This is a genomic window from Microcystis sp. M109S1 (genome assembly GCF_020247025.1).
Classification (GTDB): domain Bacteria; phylum Cyanobacteriota; class Cyanobacteriia; order Cyanobacteriales; family Microcystaceae; genus Microcystis.
On the sequence record NZ_JADBRW010000354.1, the window covers coordinates 1 to 2,831 of the forward strand.

The 2,831-nt window shown below is 46.7% G+C and carries 2 protein-coding genes; one reads left to right on the top strand and one right to left on the bottom strand.

Annotation, left to right across the window (positions count from 1 at the left end):
* Window positions 1–261 precede the first annotated feature (261 nt).
* Window positions 262–1,338, bottom strand: coding sequence for an AI-2E family transporter (locus IM322_RS17650; RefSeq protein ID WP_287676302.1), 1,077 nt, complete (start codon window positions 1,336–1,338; stop codon window positions 262–264).
* 271 nt (window positions 1,339–1,609) lie between these two features.
* On the opposite strand from IM322_RS17650, the gene IM322_RS17655 reads away from it, so the two are divergent.
* Entirely contained in the window at window positions 1,610–2,377 is a 768-nt protein-coding gene (locus IM322_RS17655; protein WP_287676301.1) for an ABC transporter ATP-binding protein, read from the top strand.
* Window positions 2,378–2,831 lie beyond the last annotated feature (454 nt).

Genomic DNA, 2,831 nt, shown 5'->3' on the forward strand with positions numbered 1-2,831 from the left:
CTCAAAACGGACGGGTCGAAAGTGTCAGACTTAAGCAATTAAGCGTTTTTCGCTATCTGCGTCAACCCCGTTGACGCGACCACCCTAAAAAAGTGGCGTGGTGAGGAATCGCCGTCCGTTTTACGGCGGCGAGGATGTCAAGTAGGAGATATTTTTGCATTTTGTTCAGTTTCTGCATAATCGCCCAAGCTAATCCCAGACGCTGATGACAACTACCAAACCGGTGAGCCTTTTCAAGGTAAAAATTAGCTCTATCGGCCCTTAGATTGGCTGATCATGGCTATTTACCACTGGTTCGGGGCTATCCTCGCCAATCCAAGCCCTAACTAACTCGTAGCAGAGACCGAGCAGAACCGGCCCGACGAATAAACCAATAATCCCGTAGGCGATCACTCCCCCGAACACCCCTAGCAGAATCACCACCATGGGAATGGGCAGGCCGCGCCCCATTAAGATCGGCTTAAGGAAATTATCGATCAAGGTGGCGGGAATCATCCAGAGGGTAAATAATAGGGCGATGGAATTGGGTAGTGTTACCCAAGCGTGAATGAGCGCCCCCAAGACAATCAAACTGGGGCCAATTTGGAGAATGCCCAAGATTAGGGTGAGGAGAGTTAATAAACCGGCCGCAGGTGTTCCCACCGCTACTAAACCGATGCCGATCAAAAGACTCTGGATAATGGCAACGCCAATAATACCGCGGCTAACATTGCGGACGGTGGAGGCGGTAAGACTGGCCAGCGCGATTCCTCGACCTGGGGCGATCTTTTCCGCTAACCGGTTCATCAGGTGAGTCAGATTTTTAGCCGAGAGGGTCAGTGCCGCCGCAATCAGAATCGAGACGATAAATTTCAGCACCGTCAGACCAGTACTGGTGGCCAGAGAAAGGGAGATTTTCCCCAGTTCTTTTAATTGCGGCTCGAAGCGTTGAAGAAATTGACCCGTGTTATCCGATGCCTGCTGCCAGAGACCGGCAATCCTTTCGCCGATCAGCGGCCAGGTGGCCACATCGGCGGGGGGAGGGGGAATCAGCACCGCACCAGTATCGATATATTCGGCGAGCGTTCGCAGATTACCCGCCAGAACCGCTGCAATGCCACTCACCGGACCGATAATAATCCCTAGAGAAAGTAGGGTGAGCAGAACTGTGGCCAGTTTCGCCCGGCCAGCGAGTAACTTTTTTAACCAGAGAAAGAGGGGATACCAAGCGATCGCTAGAATTGCTCCCCAGAGGATCATGGTTAGGAAGGGACGCAGCAGGGTGAACCCAGCAAATAACAACAGGCCGAGAAAAAACAGCCGGATGACGAGATCGATAATTTTAGCGTCATTTTTCATCAATAGCGATCGCCTTTTGGCTAGATGAGGACATTTCTGCAATTATGGCAGTTTTTCGTTATCGGTAGTGATTTGCTAGTAGTGGTGATCCGTCTTGCTTATCTCGTGGGGATTGTGTAAAGTGTTTCCTAATCAAAATAATTGCCCAATAAATCTTTAAAACTGATTCTTTTAGGGTAAATCTCCTGACAAATATTTTTTGGGTCGGTGCAATGCTTGTTTTAAATAGTCTTGAGGGAGTAAAATCGACTAATTTAATCTGTTAACAAGGATGCCGGCAAATTTATTAGAAGTGCGGGGGGCAACCCGTCGATTTGGGGGATTAGTCGCTGTCGATGGGGTTTCCTTTCAGGTACAAAAAAACGAGATTTTTGGCTTAATTGGACCCAATGGGGCGGGAAAAACGACTTTATTTAATCTGATCACCGGTTTAATTCCCCTATCGAGTGGTGATTTAATTTATCAAGGGTACAGTCTGGCGAATTATCGTCCTCACCAGATCGCTCAGGCAGGAATTGCCCGTACTTTCCAGAATTTGCGCTTATTTGGTGAATTATCGGCTTTAGAAAATGTGGCGATCGCTGGTAATATTCACAATAGCTCCAATCTCTGGACGGGAATTTTGGGTTTACCAGTTTCGAGAAGGGAGGAGGAAAAAACCTATAAAAGAGCAGAGGAATTATTAGATTTAGTCGGATTAACCGACCAAAGCAATCGGAAAGCCTGTAATTTAGCCTATGGTGATCAAAGACGCTTGGAAATTGCCCGCGCTTTAGCTTTGCAACCCCAGTTATTACTCCTCGATGAACCGGCAGCCGGGATGAATCCCAGCGAAAAGGGGTCATTAAGTCAGCTAATTCGACAAATTCGTGATAATTTAGCTTTAACTGTCCTGTTAATCGAACATCATGTGCCTTTAGTGATGGGATTATGCGATCGCATGGCCGTGTTAGATTTCGGTAAGTTAATCGCTTTGGGAGAGCCGGCCACAGTCAGGAGCAATCCTGCGGTGATTGAAGCTTATTTAGGGGATGAATAAGGATTTTAGATATAGCAGCTATCTTCATGGTGAGGTACGAAGTTTTCGTTTTGGGGAGCCGGTCGTCAGTTATCCCTTATCAGCCTTTTTCTCCCTTCTCCCCACTCTCCTACTGCACTAAAGCGACGGAGAATGTCATACCTGAGCTTATTTTTTTAGACAAATTACTGCATTTTTAACATCCATTCTACCGCACGTTCATACAGTTCTAAATTACCAGTTTTTATCAAAGCATTACTGGCTTTTTGCAAATAGTTAAGGCTCGCTACTCGGCTACTAGGATTTTTATCATCGTAGGTAGCAAGAGCCTAATTAGGGTCTGCTGAATAAATCTAAAAACCTTGTTGGGTAAGACTTTTAGACTTTTTGTCAATCAAAAAGTACCAGGCCTGGGAGTGATCAGGGGGAAAATTCCGGGACTTTTTCCCTGAAAATTAGGTAGTTGACCACCTGA

What these genes read in the sequence shown, in the direction of transcription:
- IM322_RS17655 (WP_287676301.1), top strand. Translation starts at nt 1,610, where the DNA reads ATGCCGGCAAATTTATTAGAAGTGCGGGGGGCAACCCGTCGATTTGGG.
- IM322_RS17650 (WP_287676302.1), bottom strand. Translation starts at nt 1,338, where the DNA reads ATGAAAAATGACGCTAAAATTATCGATCTCGTCATCCGGCTGTTTTTT.